This is a genomic window from Microbacterium resistens, assembly GCF_021172025.1.
In the GTDB taxonomy this organism is placed as follows: domain Bacteria; phylum Actinomycetota; class Actinomycetes; order Actinomycetales; family Microbacteriaceae; genus Microbacterium; species Microbacterium resistens.
Genome location: NZ_CP082781.1, coordinates 3,618,315 through 3,633,556 on the forward strand (window position 1 = coordinate 3,618,315; position 15,242 = coordinate 3,633,556).

Genomic DNA, 15,242 nt, shown 5'->3' on the forward strand with positions numbered 1-15,242 from the left:
TCGTAGAGTGGCGAGGTGACCGCTCCCCGCCCCGCCGCCGGCAGCCCGATGATCTTCCAATGGCGCAAGTGGGACGCCTCGCCGCACTGGCGGCACGAGTGCGTGTATCTCGGCGCGGACGAGTGGGGCGACTGGATCGGGCAACCGGTCGGCTGGCGCAGCGCGCGGCCGGGGCGGGACTTCACGGCGCGCGGCCCGAACGTGACGCTGGTGCCGCGCGCCGCGGGGGACGACGGCGCGGACCATGCGGTGACCGTGAACCGCGACCACCCCGAGGGGATGCGCATCTACATCGACCTCGGCTGGGACGTCCGCTGGGGTGGGGCCGACGGCATCCCGGATCCGCTGTTGGCGACGGGGATCGACATGGATCTCGACGTCGTACGCATGGACGGGCCCCGCGGCACGTGGGTGGACGATCGCGATGAATGGGACGCGCACCGGGTGCGTTACGGCTATCCGGCGGAGGTCGTCGCCCGCCTCGAGGCCCGTGCCCTGGACCTGGAGTCGAGGGTGCGCGCGAAGACGCCCCCGTTCGACGACGCGGTGCCCGACGCCTGGCTGGACCGGCTCGTCGCCCTCGGCCTCGACCGCCGCTGACGCCCGAGGCCGTCTCCCTGTATCCCGGTCCCGATCCGCACACCTTGTCCCGATCTGCACAAGTTGTGACGGGACGGGTGTGCAGATCGTGCCCGGGTGTGCGGATCGGGCACCACGGCTGCACCTCGGGACAGGGACCGGACCGGCCGCAGGTGCGGATCGGGAGCGCGGGGCTCGGTCGGGTCGAGGACACCTGGCAGGGTGGAGGCATGCGCCCCACCCACGGAATCCGCGTCGGTCTCGCCGTCGCCGCCGCGACGGCGGCGCTCCTCCTCTCCGGATGCACCGGCTCCGAAGCGCCTTCGGAGCCGTCCGCGTCGTCCGCGCCCACGGCGTCGCCGACCCCGGACGCGCCCCGCTTCGCGCTCGCGGAGCTGCAGGCCATCCGCGTCCCGGAGCTCTGCGGCCACCCGGCGGGCGTGCTCGTCGGCGGCCGGCTGCCGGGGATCCCCGAGGCGCAGGGTCGCGTGATGCTCGCGCCCCTGCTCGCCGAGGACGTCGCCGCCGGTGCCGAGGAGAGCGACGGAGCGGTGATCGGCGCGGACGCGGCGGGCGAGCCGTTCCTCGCCGCGACGCTGTACTGCGATCAGGGAGGGGTGTCCTGGCCGAACGTGGTCGTCGTCTGGGATGCGGACCGTGCTCCCGTCGCGACCTTCCACGCGGAGGAGCTGACGGGCGGCGACCGCGAGCAGATCTGGTCGCTGAGCCCCGCCGATGCGGGGTTCCACGCGCGGTGGACCGCACCGGCGGCGGAGGACGCGGCCTGCTGCCACCAGCTGTCGGTGGAGGCGGACGTCGCGGTGGACCTGGCCGCCGGAACCGCCGCCGCGGGAGAGCCGGTCGTGCACCGCGGCGAGGAGCAGGTCCGTGCCGTGGCGGAGGCCGCGCTCGCCGGAGAGCCGGTCCCGGACGGGATCCAGATCGCCGCCGGCCTGGTCGACGGTCTCGTCGGCATCCGCGACAAGGGGTGGACCTATGACCTCGACGGCATCGCGTGCCAGGGCTCGTCCGATATGCAGCGGAGCCTGGTCTGCGGGATCCCGGTCGCGAAGGACGGTGAGGAGCTGGCCTTCGTGGTGTACCCCGCGCGGGGATCCGGGTGGAACGTGTACGACATCCCCTCGTTCGAGCTCGAGCTGTACTGACCCAGGCAAGACCCCTCCCCGCCCCGATCTGCACACCTTGTCCCGATCTGCACGGGTTGTGACGGAATGGGTGTGCAGATCGTGATCGGGTGTGCAGATCGGACCCGGATCCGAGCGTACGGACGGGCCGGGGCGGGCGTCAGGGCAGGTGACGGAGCCTAGGATCGAGGGATGACCCCGGACGAGGCCAATCGCGCCGATCTGCACAAGGATCCCGCCCGCGTGAGCGGGATGTTCGACCAGGTCGCGGCCGGTTACGACCGCACCAACGTGGTGATGACGTTCGGCAACGACGCGCTGTGGCGCGCGGCGACGACCCGGGCGGTCGCACCGAAGCGCGGCGAGCGCATCCTGGATCTGGGCGCGGGGACCGCCTCATCCTCCGCTTCCCTGGCCGGCAGCGGCGCCGAGGTGGTGGCGGCCGACTTCTCGCCCGGCATGCTCGCCGAAGCGCGTCGGCGGCACGGACACCGCTCGAACCTCCGCTTCGTGCAGGCGGATGCGACGGCTCTGCCGTTCGAGGACGACGAGTTCGACGCCGTCACGATGTCGTACGCGCTGCGCAACGTGCAGGATCCCAAGAAGGCGATCGCCGAGCTGTTCCGGGTCACCAAGCCCGGGGGGCGCATGGTCATCAACGAGTTCTCGACACCGCCGAACCCCCTCTTCCGCGGCCTCTACCGCTTCTACAACGCTCAGGTCCTGCCGCGCGTCGCTCGGGTGGCCGGGACCAACGCGGACGCCTACGACTACCTGAACGAGTCGATCGCGGACTGGCCCGATCAGCGCACCCTGGCATCGTGGATCCGCGACGCGGGCTGGACGAGCGTCGAGTACCGCAACCTGTCGTTCGGCATCGTCGCGCTGCACCGCGCCCGGAAGCCCGCGTAATCCGCCGCCCCCGCATCGAGTGGTCAGTTTCTGTGGCTTCGCGGCCCGTGAACCCACAGAAACTGACCACTCGAGGATCGGCGGGCAGGCGGACGCGGCGCATCCGGCGCGCGGGTAGGCTGGACGGGTGACTTCGAGCCCTACCGCCTCGGGTTCGCGCCTCGCGAGCCGTCTGGGGTTCAGCGACCGCGTGTTCGTCGGCCCCGCCGCGCGCCGGCTCGCCCGGGAGATCGAGGCCGGACTCGACCTCGTCGAGACAGGGCTCGCGGAGGACCTGCGCGTCGCCGACCCCATCGCGGATGCCACGAGCCGCTACCTGTACGAGGCGGGCGGCAAGCGGGTGCGTCCCGTGCTCACCCTGCTCACCGCCCAGCTGGGGGAGGGGAACGTCCCGGCCGTCGTGGACATCGCCAAGGCACTGGAGATGACGCACCTCGGATCCCTCTACCACGACGACGTCATGGACGGAGCGGATCGCCGTCGCGGCGTCCCGGCCGCCCACGCGGTGTGGGGCAACAGCATCGCCATCCTCACCGGCGACCTCCTCTTCTCCCGCGCCAGCCAGCTCATGTCGAATTACGGCGACCGGGCGATCCGGTTGCAGGCGGACACCTTCGAGCGCCTCGTCCTCGGGCAGATGCACGAGACCGTCGGACCGCAGCCGGAGGACGACCCCATCGCGTTCTACCTCCAGGTGCTCGCCGACAAGACCGGATCCCTCATCGCCGCAGCCACGCAGGCGGGCGCCATCTTCTCCGGCGCGCCGGCCGAGTACGAGGAGCCGTTGCGCGTCTACGGCGAGAAGGTGGGTGTGGCGTTCCAGCTCCTGGACGACGTGATCGACCTCTCCTCGAAGCCCGAGGACACCGGCAAGGTGCCGGGGACCGATCTGCGCGCCGGAGTCCCGACGATGCCGTCGCTGCTGCTGACGACCGAGGACGACGAGGCCTCGGCCGCGCTCGCCGCCGAGATCGACGCCGGCGTGGCACGGATCGCGGAGGGCGAGGACGCGGCGATCCTGGACGAGCCGCTCGCGCGCCTGCGCGACCACGCCGTCACCGCCAAGACCCTGGAGCTGGCGCGCACGTGGACGCGCGACGCCATCGCCGCGCTCGACCCGCTGCCGAAGGGGCCGGTGCGCGACGCGCTCACCCGCTTCGCGCAGTCGCTGGCCGACCGCAGCAGCTGACGAAAGGAACCCATGACCAAGCTCAGGCTTGCCATCGTCGGTGCCGGACCCGCGGGCATCTACGCGGCCGACATCCTGCTCAAGGCGGAGCGTCGCTTCGACGTCTCGATCGACCTGTTCGAACAGCTGCCCGCCCCGTACGGCCTGGTCCGCTACGGCGTGGCGCCCGACCACCCGCGCATCAAGGGGATCATCACGGCGCTGCGCGACGTGCTGGACCGGGGCGACATCCGGCTGTTCGGCAACGTGCGCTTCGGTGAGGACATCACTCTCGAGGACCTCAAGCGGCACTACAACGCGGTGATCTTCGCCACCGGTGCCGTGCGCGACACCTCCCTGGACATCCCCGGCATCGACGCCGTCGGCTCCTACGGAGCCGCGGACTACGTGAGCTGGTTCGACGGGCATCCGGACGTGCCGCGCGAGTGGCCGCTGGACGCCGCCTCGGTCGCCGTGATCGGCAACGGCAACGTGGCGCTGGACGTGTCCCGGATGCTCGCGAAGCACGCCGAGGACCTCCTCGTGACCGAGGTGCCGGACAACGTCTACCAGGGCCTGAAGGCGAGTGCCGTCACCGACGTCCACGTCTTCGGCCGCCGCGGCCCCGCGCAGGTGAAGTTCACACCGCTGGAGCTGCGGGAGCTGGGCGAGCTGCGCGACGTCGACATGGTCGTGTACGACGAGGACTTCGACTACGACGAGGCCTCGCGCGATGCGATCGCCAGCAACAAGCAGGTCATGGTGATCGACCGGGTGCTGCAGTCGTGGCGCAAGCGCGACTCCGTGAACAACGCCGGGGGCACGGCGTCCCGGCGCCTGCACCTGCACTTCTGGGCGCGACCGGTCGAGGTCCGCACCGACGACGAGGGGCGCGTGAGCGCGTTCGTGTACGAGCGCACGCGCCCGGACGGTCAGGGCGGCGCGGTCGGGACGGGCGAGTTCCGCGAGGTGCCGGTGCAGGCCCTGTACCGCGCGATCGGGTACTTCGGCTCGCCGCTTCCCGGCGTTCCCTTCGACAAGAAGCACGGCGTCATCCCGAACCGCGAGGGCCAGGTCCTCGCGAAGGACTCGAACGAGCGGGTGCCGGGCATCTACGCCACCGGCTGGATCAAGCGGGGACCGGTCGGGCTGATCGGGCACACGAAGTCGGACGCGATGGAGACCGTGCGGCACCTCATCAACGACCAGGGGTCGTGGTGGCAGCCGGAGGACCCGTCGGAGGAGGCGATCCCGGCGCTGCTCGCCGAGCGCGGCGTCCGCTGGACGGACCTCGACGGCTGGCACCGGCTCGACGAGCACGAGATCGGGCTGGGCGCGCCGCAGGAGCGGGCCCGTGTCAAGGTCGTCCCGCGCGACGAGATGGTCCGCGTCTCCCGCGGCGAGTGACCCGCCTCCCGGTCCGCTTCCGCACCCGGGCCTGATCCTGCGCCTGATTCTGTGCGCGGGATCAGGCGAACGCGCCGGATCAGGCGAGCATGCCCTCTGCACGCCTGATGCGGCGCGAACGCCTGACCTCGCGTGGCCCGTGCGGGACGAGCGCGCGACACGAGGGCGGAGCGGCTAGGGCTTCGCGACGACCTCGACGGTGAAGGCGACGGACTTGCCGGAAGCCGCGTTGTCCAGCGTCACCGCGGTCGTGCCGACGTGCAGCGCCTCGAGTCCGGGGTTGAACTGGGCGGATCCGTCGTCCTTGCCGGGGATGAAGGAGACGACCGTCGGATCGGCGATCTCGGCGGACCACTCCGTGAATGTGGTGTCGTCGCCGATGAGGTCGATGGAGTTGCCCTCGGCGACCTCCACGGTCGTCCCGTCGATCTCCCCGAGGTCCACGATCACCGGGGGCAGGGTCTGGCCGCTGGGCGAGCCGCAGGCTGTGAGCCCGAGCAGGGCCGCGGAGGCCACGACGGCCACGGCGGCGCGGGCGAGGAGCGGGCGGATCGACATGGGCGGCCTCCGGGGGCGGGGGATGCGGTCGTCCCCAGCGTAGGGCGGGGACTCGCCGCGCGGCTAGCATGGAGAGGATGAGCACCAGGGGCGTACGCACCGCACGCGGGACCACCGCGGCGTCGGTCGCGACCTTCGTGGCGCTGCTCTCGCACGTCGCCGGCGGCGGAGCGATGCCCGGATGGATCGGGATCGTGCTGCCGTGGGTGTTCTCCGTGCTCGTGTGCGTCCCGCTGGCGGGCAAGCGCCTGTCGGTCGTCCGCCTCGGGATCGCGGTGTCCCTGAGCCAGGCGCTGTTCCATGTGCTGTTCGTGCTGGGCACCGGCTCAGCGACGACTCTGGTCGGCACGGGCCACCACGGCACCGTGCTGCTCGCCGGCGGGGGAGCGGGCGCCGACCCTGTCGCCTCCGCCATCGTCGGGGACGCGCCGATGTGGGCCGCCCACATCGCCGCCGCCGCTCTGACGATCCTCGCCCTGCATCGCGGGGAGCGGATCCTCAAGCGGCTCGGTGGGATCGCGGCGGATGCCGCCGCCTGGTTCTCCCGCAGCATCCGCGTCCTGTCGGCGGTCCGGGGTATCGAGACACCGCGCGAGCAGCGGGTGGCGATGTCCGCAGCGCCGCCGGCCCGGCGTCCGATCCTCTTGACCGCGGTCGTCCGTCGCGGTCCTCCTGTCGCGCTCGTGTGAACCGCCGCCCGCATCCGCGGGCCGATCGGCGCGCCTCGGGCGGCTGCCGATCCTCTGCGCGAGTCCGTCGGACGACGCCTCGTGCCGCACACATCCGCGACCGCCGGCCCTCCGGCGCGCATCCGGACCCTCGGGTCCTGCAGGAGAGATCATGAACGTTATCCATCCGTCCCCTTCCGCCCGCGCGGCGCGGCCCGCACGACGCCGGTCCGCGGCGCGCACCGCGCTGGTCGGCGTCGCCGTCGCCCTGGCCGCCGTGCTCGGCACCGCCCTGCCGGCCGCCGCCCATGACGAGCTCGTCGACTCCACCCCGGCGCTCACCGACGACGGCTCCCCGGCCGTCCTCGAGACTGCGCCGGCGGAGATCGTGCTCACCTACTCGGCCGACGTCCTCCAGGGCACGGCCGTCGTCGCGGTGATCGATGAGAACGGCGACGATCACGTCGCGGGACCGGCCACCATCGTGGGCAACATCGTCACCGCGCCCGTCGCGGACGACCTCGCGGCGGGATCCTACGAGGCGCGCTGGGCGGTGACCTCGTCGGACGGGCACCCGATCTCCGGGATCATCCCGTTCTCCGTCGCGAACGGAGCGGCGGTCTCGCCGGAGCCCAGCGCCAGCGCCGCGCCTTCCGACGAGGCGACGCCGTCCGCGACGGCGGCCCCGAAGGACACCGCGGCCCCGAAGGACACCGCGCCTCCGGCGTCGGGCAGCGATGCCGGCGAGGCCGGGCCGCTGCTGGGCATCGTCATCGGCGTCGTCGTGGTGGGCGCGATCATCGTGATCCTGGTCACCCTCCTGATGCGGCGCCGTTCGGCTCCGGGCAAGGGAGCCTCCTCCGACACGGACGCCTGAGCGGCGACCGACCCTCACCGTCGCCCCGGCACCGTGCCGGTAGCGACCGATCGACCGTGGACGCCGTGCGTCCGGTCGCAGACCCGGCGCGCCCGCGCCCGGTCTCCTCGACGACCTCGAAAGAAGACATCATGACCCGTTCCCTGTTCCCCGCCTCCTCGATCGCTCCGGTCTCGCGTCGTCGCGCCGGACGCCTGGCCGTCCTCGCCGCGGCGACCACGCTCGCCCTCGCGGGCTGTGCGCCGGCGGCCGCCGCGCCGGAGACCCCGGCCGCCTCCTCCGCCGCGACCGCGAGCGCCGAGGACGTCTCCGTCGTCGACGCCTGGGTGAAGGCCGCCGACGAGGGCATGTCCGCGGCCTTCGGCGAGATCCGCAACGCCGGCACCGCGGACGCGACCCTGGTCTCGGTCACCACGCCGGTGTCGTCCATGGTCGAGCTTCACGAGACCGCCGCCGACGCGTCCGGCCAGATGGTCATGCGCGAGAAGGAGGGCGGCTTCACGATCCCCGCGGGCGGAACGCACCTGCTCGAGCCCGGCGGCGACCACATCATGCTCATGGAGCTGTCGGCTCCGCTGCGCCCGGGCGAGGAGGTGGAGCTGGAGCTGACGTTCGACGACGGCTCCTCGCTCACGGTCTCGGCCCCGGTGAAGGACTACGCCGGCGCGAACGAGAACTACGAGGGCGGCGAGCACGACGGCCACGGCGGGAACAGCGCGCGATGAGCTCGCGGCCCGCGGAGGACGCGGGCCGCGCCCGGTCGACCCGGCGGCAGTTCCTCCTCGGAGGGGCTGCCGCCGGCGTCGGCGCGGTCGCGGCGCTCGGCGTCGAACGCCTCGTCGTCCCCCATCCCGGACCGGCCGAGCCGGAGTCGGCACCGGTGCACGGCGGAGACACCGTCCCCTTCCACGGCGAGCATCAGGCCGGGATCGCCACCCCGGCGCAGGCGCACGCGGTGTTCCTCGGTCTGGATCTGCGGGAGGGCGTCGACCGGGCGGGGCTGCGCGGTCTCATGCGCACGCTCAGCGATGACGCGGCCCGGCTCACGGCCGGCCGCGGCGCGCTGGCGGACACCGAGCCCGAACTGGCGGCGTCCCCGGCCCGGCTGACGATCACGTTCGGCTTCGGTCCCGGCTTCGTCGCCCGGGCCGGGGGAGAGGCCCCGTCGTGGCTTCGCCCGCTGCCCGCGTTCGGCGTGGACCGTCTTCGCCCCGAGCTCGGAGACGGAGACCTGCTCCTGCAGATCGCCGCGGACGATCCGCTCACCGTGGCGCACGCGGCGCGGATGCTCCTCAAGGACGCCCGCCGCTTCGCACGGGTCCGGTGGCGGCAGCAGGGGTTCCGCCGGGCGCACGGCACGGAGGCCCCCGGCACGACCATGCGCAACCTCTTCGGTCAGGTCGACGGCACGTCCAACCCCCGGCCGGGCACCGCGGACTTCGAGCGCGTGGTGTGGATCCGGGACGGCTGGCTGGCGGGCGGCACCGGCGCGGTGATCCGCCGGATCCGTCTCGACCTGGAGGGATGGGACCGGATCGACCGGGCCGGCCGCGAGCAGTCCGTGGGCCGGCGCCTGTCGGACGGCGCGCCGCTGACCGGGAATCGCGAGCACGACGAACCGGACTTCGAGGCGCTGACTCCGGTGGGGTTCCCGGTCATCCCGGCGTTCTCCCACGTCCGGCGGGCACGCAGCGACGACCCGCGGGAGCGGATCTTCCGACGCGCCTACAACGACGATGTGCATCCCGAGGGGGAGGAGGTGTCGGAGTCGGCGCTGGTGTTCGTCTCGTTCCAGGCGGACGTGGACGCGCAGTTCGTGCCGTTGCAGCGCCGTCTGGACGAGCTGGACCTGCTCAACACGTGGACGACGCCGATCGGATCCGCGGTGTTCGCGATCCCTCCGGGGTGCGCCGAGGGCGGCTGGATCGGGGAGACGCTGCTGTCGTGAGCGACGCCCCGGTCGTCGTGGGGGGCCGGGCGTTTCGTCTCGCTCCGCTCGCTCAACGACCGTGGGGTGGTTTCGGGTTTCGGTCGTTGAGCGAGGAGCGCGGCGACGAGTCGAAACGCGGTGACCTGTTTCGCGGGGTGGGGCGTTTCGTCTCGCTGCGCTCGCTCAACGACCGGGGGTGGTTTCGGGTTTCGGTCGCTGAGCGAGGAGCGCAGCGACGAGTCGAAACGTGGTGACCCGGTGTCGCGGGGGGTGGGGGGCGTTTCGTCTCGCTCCGCTCGCTCAACGACCGGGGGTGCGGTCGCCGGCGGTAGCCTGGCCGGGTGACGCAGTGGGTGACCGACGTGCTCGGGGACGAGTTCCAGCAGCGCACGCTGCCGCTCGGCGAGGACGAGGAGGGCCCCGTCGTGGCGACGCTCGTGCGCGCGTTCCCCGAGCACAGCATCCGGCAGCGGCTCTTCGGCGACCGCCGCCCCCTGGCGGACACGGACGTGCTGTACGTCCACGGCTGGTCCGACTACTTCTTCCAGAAGCGGCTGGCCCGGTTCTGGACCGCGCGCGGCGCGCGCTTCTTCGCGCTGGATCTGCGCAAGTACGGCCGCAGCCTCCGCGACGGCCAGACGCCCGGCTATATCGCCGATCTCTCCGCCTACGACGCCGACATCGCCGCCGCCCTCGCCGCGCGCGACGAGGAGGAGCCCGCGCACCCGCGCCGACTCGTGCTCCTGGGACATTCCACCGGCGGCTTGATCCTCAGCCTCTGGGCCGCGCGGAACCCCGGACGAGCGGACGGCGTGATCCTGAACAGTCCCTGGCTGGAGTTCCAGCTTCCGCGGTTCACGCGCGAGACGATCGCGCCGCTCGTGGGCTGGCAGGCGCGCTACCGCCCGTTCGAGCGGGCGCCGCAGGTGGATCTCGGCTTCTACACCCGGGCGCAGCACGAGGTCGCGGACCCCGCGGACCCGATCGACGTGAATCTGCAGTGGCGCCCGGAGCAGACCATGGCCGTGCACGCCGGATGGCTCAACGCGATCCTCGCCGGTCACGCGACGATCGCGGCCGGGATCGACATCCCGGTCCCGGTGTGCGTGCTGCTGTCGAAGCGCTCGGCCGTGCCCACGGCGTGGTCCGACGAGCTGACCCGCGCCGACAGCGTGCTCGGCGTGGACGACGTGGCCCGTGCCGCGCTCAAGCTGGGGCCGTCCGTGACGATCGAGCGGATCGACGGCGCGCTCCACGACGTCTTCCTCTCGCGCCACGAGGCGCGGGAGGAGGCCTATGCGCGGCTCGACCGCTGGTCGCGCGGCTGGGCGGTCGCCACGCGGACCGGATGACGCGATCGAACTCCGTCAGTCCACGAGGTGGACGGTGCGGGCCTGCTGCTCCGCCCCGTCCGCGTCCCCGATGCGGATGGCCTCCGCGTAGCGCCGGTAGCCGTCCGCGACCTGTGCACGCCCGTCGTCGCCCAGGGACCACCCGCGCAGGTTGCGCGTCAGGACCATCCCGGTCTCCGACAGGAGCATCGTGTGCAGCGGGTTGCCGCAGTGGTCGGCGAGATACCCGAACAGCGCCCAGCGCGCCGCGACGACGTCCGACCGCTCGACGAGCGCGTCGGCGACGCTCTCGGCGAGGGCCGCGGCAGACGCGCGCTGCGCATCGCTCATCCGCAGCACGGCCATCCGCGTCAGCACGCCGGCCTGGTACCCGGCGAACTCGAGCGACTGCGCCACGGTCTCGTCGTTCACCTCGGTGACCCGGGTGAAGCGGCTCGGCCGCATCTCCACGAGTCCGAGCCGTTCCAGCCGCTGCAGCGCCTCACGCACCGGCATGCGCGACACGCTGTACTGCGCGGCGAGGTCCGCGTCGCGGATCCTCTGACCGGGCTCCAAGGTGCCGTCGATGATGGTCTCTCCGATGCGTTGGAACAGCTCCTCCGCGAGCAGCTGCTTCTCCACCCCGACGGAGATCGGCGTCATCGCGGTCTTCGGTTCTGCGATTTCCATGGATACTGAACCCCCAGACGCACGTGTCCCCACGATCACGTGCTCAGGCGCACAATCACATCACGGATATCTCGCAGATCCAAACGATCGTCTATCCGGTCGGCGCGTCGGCGGCTCCGGATGCACCCCGGCCTACCCCGTCGCGTCCCCGCCCCGGCTCGTCCCAGCCCGGTCGCCCGCCGCCGAAACCCCCTCTCCGCGCCGAGACCCCCTCCTACGAGCGCTCGGGGGAGGGGGTCTCGGTGGCGAGAGGGGGTCTGGGTGTGAGGAACCCGCGACACGCGCGGAACGTCCGACGGAGAGGGGGTGCGACGGGGGCCGATCCATCCGTCCGCCGTGTTCCCCACCACGGCGACGATCTGATCGTCGGCGGACCGGTTCGGCCCCGTCGCACGGTGTCACACGGGAGGGCGTGACCCTTTCAGTCTTGGCGATCCGGCCCTGTATATCAGTATCGAAGCTCAGCGCTCGCCGCCGTCCGGTCGGCGTCGCCGCTTACCGGTAGTTGATGAACTGAAGGTCGATGTCGAGATCGGCGCCCTTGAGCAGCGCGATCACCGCCTGGAGGTCGTCGCGGCTCTTGGACTGCACGCGCAGCTCGTCGCCCTGGATCTGCGACTTGACGGACTTCGGGCCCTCGTCGCGGATGATCTTGCCGATCTTCTTGGCGTTCTCCGAGGAGATGCCGTCCTTGAGCGACGAGACGATGCGGTACTCCTTGCCGCTGGCGACAGGGTCGCCGGAGTCGAGGCTCTTCAGCGAGATGCCGCGCTTGATGAGCTTCGACTGGAACACGTCGAGCACGGCCTTGGCGCGCTCCTCGGCGTTCGCGGTGATGACGATCTGCTCGCCGCTCCAGGCGATCGAGGCGCCCGTGTTCTTGAAGTCGTAGCGCTGCTCGATCTCCTTGCGGGCCTGGTTCAGCGCGTTGTCGGCCTCCTGGTGATCCACCTTGGAAACGATGTCGAAAGAGCTTTCCATACGGCCAACCTACCTGATCCGGCCCCGTCTCGGCTTGCGCTAGCGCAAGTAGAACGGTATGCTTGACTTACTACAGGGAAAGGAGGTAGACAAGATGCACAAGGACCTGAAGAAGATCGCGAAGGCCCTCATTGAGCAGGACTTCGAGGTCACGACCACGCGCCGCGGCCACCTCGTCGTGTTCAGCGACGGGAACCTGATCGCGACCTTCAGTGGCACCCCGAGCGACGGGCGCTCCTGGAAGAACTCGCTTGCGAAGTGCAAGCGGGCCGGGTTCGTCTGGCCGCCCCCGAGGTAGCCGAGAGGGGACCGGGATAGACCAAGTATCCCGGTCCCCCAGGTCCAGAGCATAGATCGGAGGATCATGGAGCACTACACCGCAGAGGTAGAGGTCGCGGAGCGCGGCCCCCTCACGAACGAGAAGATCGACCAGGCGATGGACTACCTGGCCGACTACGCGCCGAGCCTGTCCGTGACACCGCGCGGCCACCACAGCGCGCGGATCACCCTCCCTGCCGACAGCATCGGTCAGGCGGCCCGCACCGCGGCGCTCCTGGCCGAGCACGCCCTGGCAAGCACGGTCATCCGGCTCGACGTCATGACCGAGGCGGAGGCTGACCTCCGCGAAGGCGCGGCCGACGTCCCGGAGCTCATCGGCGTCCCCGAGGCCGCGGAGCTGCTGCACGTCTCCGCGCAGCGGGTGCGCCAGATGATCGCCGAGGGGAAGCTCGCCGCGCACCGGATCGGGGAGCGCTCATACGCGCTCGTCAGGGCCGAGGTGGAGGCGAAGGCGGCATAGTAGATCCCTCGAAGGCGCGGGCGGCCGAGGAGGGCGGCAGCCATGCCGCCCTCGCTCCGGCCTTCGCCTCACGCGCTGGCGATAGCGGCGGGACCACATTCATGGGTGTGGCCCCGACCGGCTTGGGGATGCCGTACTGTCGGGGCCACTTCACGCGAGGATTGCTGGGGATAACCCTCCGTGTATCCGACGGGAATTCGATTGGGGTTCGTCGGTGCCGACCAGAATATTGCGCCATGCATACGCGCACAATAGGTGCTTCCCCGTAAGGGCAGCTGCGTTCGGTGGGAGAGCTTGGCTGTGGTCGGGCGGGCGGGTTATGGTGTGCGGCGGAGACGGTTAGGAGACGGTTAGCGGCAGGGAGAAGCAGCTGCCCCGCGCCCGGATGCCGTCTTCAGCTGCCGTCATGGTTCCAGCCCCGGGGGATCTGGGGTAGTCCCTCATCTGAGCGCCGTGGCGGCCTGGGGGCGGTGTCCCACTCTGGGGGTGAGGCACCGGCCCCAGCCCGTCCCAGCGGATCGCGCCTCGAAGGGGACAACGAGGAGCCTGTTCTCCCGGTACAGGCGGAGAGCGGCGCGCTTGGGCCCATGCCTGATCGTCCGAGGGGGAGTCGGGTCGGTGCCGTCTGGTGAGAACAGTAGAGATTGCGACGCCAGCGAGGCTGACATACCTCACATTTAAAATTTCAGATCGTACATCGATCGCGCAGATATGTCAGTCCTCCGAAGAGGGGACAGACAGGTCCGGCGGGGCGGGCCTAGCGTCAAGGGCGAGACTCCAAGCCGAGTGAAAGGTTCAAGACTGTGAAGAATCGACTCTCTAGTTTGCCCGTCCTCGCGGGTGCGTTGACGGTCGCTCTCGCGATGACGGCGGCCGGTCCCGCGCATGCCGCTGACTCTGATTACAGGAGCGAAGCGGTATCGGACCACATTGCCGAAGTCGCCCCGGCGGCGGCGGTTGTTGCCGGTCAGGTTGAGGGGCAGACCTTCAGCGCCGCGGCTGGCAACACCGAGGTCGCTGTGCCGCTGACCGCGCCGGGGGTGGTGGATGTGACGGCTCAGGTGGCCGTTGAGGACTCGCGCCAAACGATCAGCACGAGCATCGAGCTCCCGCAGCAGTTCGCGGCCGGAGGGGGTGCTCCGGCCTCTGATGGTACGGTCGTCTACTCGGATGGATCGGGCGTGGCCGCCGTCAATGACGCTATCGCCGTGCAGACGCTCTCCGACGGGTCCACCCGAGTTCAGACGGTGCTCGCCTCCCCGGACAGCAAGCACGAGTTCGAGTACGGGATGGACGGCTTCACGCCCATCCAGGATGGTGACGGGAATGTCGGGTTCGTGAACGGCGACGGCGTCGTGGTCCCTGTCGAGGCCGCGTGGGCGCGAGACGCCAACGGGGCAGAGGTCGCGACCCATTACGAGGTTCGGGGGGACAAGCTGGTCCAGGTCGTCACCCCCTCAGCTTCTACGGCCTATCCGGTCGTTGCGGATCCCACCTGGGCGTGGTGGAACGCCGCGTACGGCGCGAAGCTCAACAAGACTGAGACCCGCGACGTCGCGAACGGTGGAGGCAACGCTGGCGTTTGTGGGCTCGCCCTCTTCGCGAACCCCGTTCTCGCTGGGGTCTGCGCGGCACTTGCCGGGTATCTTGTTGGTCAGGCGAACATCGCGCACGGCGCGGGCGAGTGTGTCATCATCGTCGTCGCCCCGGCTCCGTCGGTGTGGCGCTACAAGGACGGCGACTGCTACTAATCGCCGGTTTGGAGGACCACGATGACCTACCTACTTGCGGCGCTTTTCGGTGTGAGCTGGGGTGTGCTGCTGTGCTGGATCGACAGTCGGACGGGGGCGTGGTTGCCCAAGCTCTGCAGCGCGGTGATCTTCCTCGTCGTCGTGATTCCTCTCGCTCTCGGCGGTGCAGCGGGGGCAGGCCCCGTCCTTACTATCGGCATCACCGCGGTACTCGGTTTCATTCTGGCCGCGGGCGCTGTCTGGAGAGGGCACCCTGCCCTCGATGGGCTGAGCTATGGCGCAAGGGTACGCGCGATGCTGTTGAAGGGATCGGCAGTACGGGCGCATCGAGGTGAGCTTCTCGAGCGTCGTGAGGCATCAACCGAGGAGGCGGAGCCTGCGTCGCACACACCGTAGGCTCTAAGCTTCATCACGCCGAAACGGCCCCCGGGCCGGAACCGTTCAGG

Annotated in this window: 17 protein-coding genes; 14 read left to right on the top strand and 3 right to left on the bottom strand. The window is 70.9% G+C overall.

Translation table 11 applies throughout. The features are described 5' to 3' along the window. Window positions 1–15 precede the first annotated feature (15 nt). The 5 genes from K8F61_RS16970 (at window position 16) to K8F61_RS16990 (ending at window position 5,211) form a co-directional block, all read left to right on the top strand. Window positions 16–600: a DUF402 domain-containing protein gene (locus tag K8F61_RS16970; RefSeq protein ID WP_084344886.1), complete on the top strand. Its 585-nt coding sequence runs from the start codon at window positions 16–18 to the stop codon at window positions 598–600. Window positions 601–809: 209 nt separating this feature from the next. Then, entirely contained in the window at window positions 810–1,745 is a 936-nt protein-coding gene (locus K8F61_RS16975) for a hypothetical protein (RefSeq protein ID WP_231820001.1), read from the top strand. Between the two features lie 171 nt (window positions 1,746–1,916). Next, window positions 1,917–2,636 (top strand): class I SAM-dependent methyltransferase, encoded by a 720-nt coding sequence (locus K8F61_RS16980; protein WP_067250182.1) that lies wholly within the window; start codon window positions 1,917–1,919, stop codon window positions 2,634–2,636. 127 nt (window positions 2,637–2,763) lie between these two features. After that, complete coding sequence (locus K8F61_RS16985) at window positions 2,764–3,825, top strand: polyprenyl synthetase family protein (protein ID WP_067250185.1); 1,062 nt, start codon at window positions 2,764–2,766, stop codon at window positions 3,823–3,825. A 12-nt stretch (window positions 3,826–3,837) separates the two neighbouring features. Continuing rightward, complete coding sequence (locus tag K8F61_RS16990) at window positions 3,838–5,211, top strand: FAD-dependent oxidoreductase (protein ID WP_067250189.1); 1,374 nt, start codon at window positions 3,838–3,840, stop codon at window positions 5,209–5,211. Between the two features lie 174 nt (window positions 5,212–5,385). Here the strand turns inward: K8F61_RS16990 and K8F61_RS16995 are convergent, their stop codons facing one another. Then, on the bottom strand, window positions 5,386–5,769 hold the full coding sequence (locus tag K8F61_RS16995; protein ID WP_231820002.1) for a hypothetical protein: 384 nt from the start codon (window positions 5,767–5,769) through the stop codon (window positions 5,386–5,388). Between the two features lie 77 nt (window positions 5,770–5,846). Between K8F61_RS16995 and K8F61_RS17000 the strand changes: the two genes are divergently transcribed. The 5 genes from K8F61_RS17000 (at window position 5,847) to K8F61_RS17020 (ending at window position 10,596) form a co-directional block, all read left to right on the top strand. Then, on the top strand, window positions 5,847–6,458 hold the full coding sequence (locus K8F61_RS17000; protein ID WP_231820003.1) for a hypothetical protein: 612 nt from the start codon (window positions 5,847–5,849) through the stop codon (window positions 6,456–6,458). 151 nt (window positions 6,459–6,609) lie between these two features. Further along, the gene (locus K8F61_RS17005; RefSeq protein ID WP_231820004.1) at window positions 6,610–7,314 is read left to right on the top strand and encodes a copper resistance CopC family protein; all 705 of its coding nucleotides are present in this window, start codon (window positions 6,610–6,612) and stop codon (window positions 7,312–7,314) included. A gap of 131 nt (window positions 7,315–7,445) precedes the next feature. Beyond that, window positions 7,446–8,039: a copper chaperone PCu(A)C gene (locus tag K8F61_RS17010; RefSeq protein ID WP_231820005.1), complete on the top strand. Its 594-nt coding sequence runs from the start codon at window positions 7,446–7,448 to the stop codon at window positions 8,037–8,039. Further along, window positions 8,036–9,262: a Dyp-type peroxidase gene (locus tag K8F61_RS17015; protein ID WP_231820006.1), complete on the top strand. Its 1,227-nt coding sequence runs from the start codon at window positions 8,036–8,038 to the stop codon at window positions 9,260–9,262. Before K8F61_RS17010 ends, K8F61_RS17015 begins: the two co-directional genes overlap by 4 nt. Window positions 9,263–9,585: 323 nt before the next feature. Further along, window positions 9,586–10,596 (top strand): alpha/beta hydrolase, encoded by a 1,011-nt coding sequence (locus K8F61_RS17020; protein WP_067249298.1) that lies wholly within the window; start codon window positions 9,586–9,588, stop codon window positions 10,594–10,596. Between the two features lie 15 nt (window positions 10,597–10,611). Here the strand turns inward: K8F61_RS17020 and K8F61_RS17025 are convergent, their stop codons facing one another. Beyond that, complete coding sequence (locus K8F61_RS17025; RefSeq protein ID WP_231820007.1) at window positions 10,612–11,265, bottom strand: GntR family transcriptional regulator; 654 nt, start codon at window positions 11,263–11,265, stop codon at window positions 10,612–10,614. Window positions 11,266–11,760: 495 nt separating this feature from the next. Continuing rightward, a complete protein-coding gene (locus tag K8F61_RS17030) occupies window positions 11,761–12,246 on the bottom strand; it encodes a YajQ family cyclic di-GMP-binding protein (RefSeq protein ID WP_231820008.1) in 486 nt (161 codons plus the stop codon). A gap of 94 nt (window positions 12,247–12,340) precedes the next feature. Between K8F61_RS17030 and K8F61_RS17035 the strand changes: the two genes are divergently transcribed. The 4 genes from K8F61_RS17035 to K8F61_RS17050 all read left to right on the top strand — a co-directional run bounded on the left by K8F61_RS17035 (window position 12,341) and on the right by K8F61_RS17050 (window position 15,192). Beyond that, window positions 12,341–12,544 carry a hypothetical protein gene (locus K8F61_RS17035; protein ID WP_231820009.1) on the top strand — a complete coding sequence of 68 codons (204 nt, stop codon included), beginning with the start codon at window positions 12,341–12,343 and terminating at the stop codon, window positions 12,542–12,544. Between the two features lie 66 nt (window positions 12,545–12,610). Then, a complete protein-coding gene (locus tag K8F61_RS17040) occupies window positions 12,611–13,045 on the top strand; it encodes a helix-turn-helix transcriptional regulator (protein ID WP_231820010.1) in 435 nt (144 codons plus the stop codon). Window positions 13,046–13,848: 803 nt separating this feature from the next. Next, entirely contained in the window at window positions 13,849–14,796 is a 948-nt protein-coding gene (locus K8F61_RS17045; protein WP_231820011.1) for a hypothetical protein, read from the top strand. A 21-nt stretch (window positions 14,797–14,817) separates the two neighbouring features. After that, window positions 14,818–15,192: a hypothetical protein gene (locus K8F61_RS17050; RefSeq protein ID WP_231820012.1), complete on the top strand. Its 375-nt coding sequence runs from the start codon at window positions 14,818–14,820 to the stop codon at window positions 15,190–15,192. Window positions 15,193–15,242 lie beyond the last annotated feature (50 nt).

What these genes read in the sequence shown, in the direction of transcription:
- K8F61_RS17010 (WP_231820005.1), top strand. Translation starts at nt 7,446, where the DNA reads ATGACCCGTTCCCTGTTCCCCGCCTCCTCGATCGCTCCGGTCTCGCGT.
- K8F61_RS17040 (WP_231820010.1), top strand. Translation starts at nt 12,611, where the DNA reads ATGGAGCACTACACCGCAGAGGTAGAGGTCGCGGAGCGCGGCCCCCTC.
- K8F61_RS16980 (WP_067250182.1), top strand. Translation starts at nt 1,917, where the DNA reads ATGACCCCGGACGAGGCCAATCGCGCCGATCTGCACAAGGATCCCGCC.
- K8F61_RS17050 (WP_231820012.1), top strand. Translation starts at nt 14,818, where the DNA reads ATGACCTACCTACTTGCGGCGCTTTTCGGTGTGAGCTGGGGTGTGCTG.
- K8F61_RS17035 (WP_231820009.1), top strand. Translation starts at nt 12,341, where the DNA reads ATGCACAAGGACCTGAAGAAGATCGCGAAGGCCCTCATTGAGCAGGAC.
- K8F61_RS16975 (WP_231820001.1), top strand. Translation starts at nt 810, where the DNA reads ATGCGCCCCACCCACGGAATCCGCGTCGGTCTCGCCGTCGCCGCCGCG.
- K8F61_RS17005 (WP_231820004.1), top strand. Translation starts at nt 6,610, where the DNA reads ATGAACGTTATCCATCCGTCCCCTTCCGCCCGCGCGGCGCGGCCCGCA.
- K8F61_RS16990 (WP_067250189.1), top strand. Translation starts at nt 3,838, where the DNA reads ATGACCAAGCTCAGGCTTGCCATCGTCGGTGCCGGACCCGCGGGCATC.
- K8F61_RS17030 (WP_231820008.1), bottom strand. Translation starts at nt 12,246, where the DNA reads ATGGAAAGCTCTTTCGACATCGTTTCCAAGGTGGATCACCAGGAGGCC.
- K8F61_RS16995 (WP_231820002.1), bottom strand. Translation starts at nt 5,769, where the DNA reads ATGTCGATCCGCCCGCTCCTCGCCCGCGCCGCCGTGGCCGTCGTGGCC.
- K8F61_RS17000 (WP_231820003.1), top strand. Translation starts at nt 5,847, where the DNA reads ATGAGCACCAGGGGCGTACGCACCGCACGCGGGACCACCGCGGCGTCG.
- K8F61_RS17015 (WP_231820006.1), top strand. Translation starts at nt 8,036, where the DNA reads ATGAGCTCGCGGCCCGCGGAGGACGCGGGCCGCGCCCGGTCGACCCGG.
- K8F61_RS17025 (WP_231820007.1), bottom strand. Translation starts at nt 11,265, where the DNA reads ATGGAAATCGCAGAACCGAAGACCGCGATGACGCCGATCTCCGTCGGG.